Origin of the sequence: Shewanella corallii (assembly GCF_023349125.1) — a bacterium.
Classification (GTDB): Bacteria; Pseudomonadota; Gammaproteobacteria; order Enterobacterales; family Shewanellaceae; genus Shewanella; species Shewanella corallii.
Genome location: NZ_JAKIKT010000032.1, coordinates 1 through 752 on the forward strand (window position 1 = coordinate 1; position 752 = coordinate 752).

Annotated in this window: 1 rRNA gene; it reads left to right on the forward strand. The window is 49.3% G+C overall.

Features of this window, described 5'->3' with window-relative positions:
• Window positions 1-158: 158 nt before the first annotated feature.
• A 5S ribosomal RNA gene (rrf, locus tag L2725_RS23145) occupies window positions 159-274 on the forward strand.
• Window positions 275-752 lie beyond the last annotated feature (478 nt).

Consider the following 752-nt stretch of genomic DNA (forward strand, 5'->3'; position numbering starts at 1 on the left):
GTTGTGAGGCGTTGAGCTAACTGATACTAATGACTCGAGAGGCTTAACCATACAACCCAAAAGGGTTTCGTAACACTGGTTAACACCTTGAATAGAATACAAGACTTGATTAAAGCCGAACTCAAATAAAAACAGCTTTCTAAATTGTACAGAATTTGCTTGGTGACAATAGCGCTGTGGTCCCACCTGATCCCATTCCGAACTCAGAAGTGAAACGCAGCTGCGCCGATGGTAGTGTAGGGCTTCCCCATGTGAGAGTAGGTCATTGCCAAGCGCCTAATAAACGAAAGAGTCCGTTGCTGATGCAACGGGCTTTTTTCGTTTATGCGCTTTTCGCAATGACCCTCTCACATGGGGAGATAAAAAGTCCGAACGGAGTGAGGCTGCCACTTATGTGATAGTAGGGTGAGAACCACGCGTTTACTAAGCGAAGCTTAGTGCTTGGTTCGAACGCGGAGAGCTTGTCTCGAAGCTGGCCATTGCCAAGCGCCTACCCTCGACGTCATCCCTCCCAAACGGTCGGTGACTGCTCCTGCGTTACCGACATTCGGCACATCCATGTGCCTCGCCTCCCGGCTCCATTCGTTCCTCATTCCGCGTAAATCCAACACTGAAAGCTGCGCTTCCAGAGCGTGCTGGATTTATACCATTCCGCATTAAAGTTCAGTCACCTTTGCCCAGTCTCTGGCGCACATCTTTATCACTCGGTTTGTACTGCTGATGAAGTTGTTCCAAGCCTGACTGCAAGCATC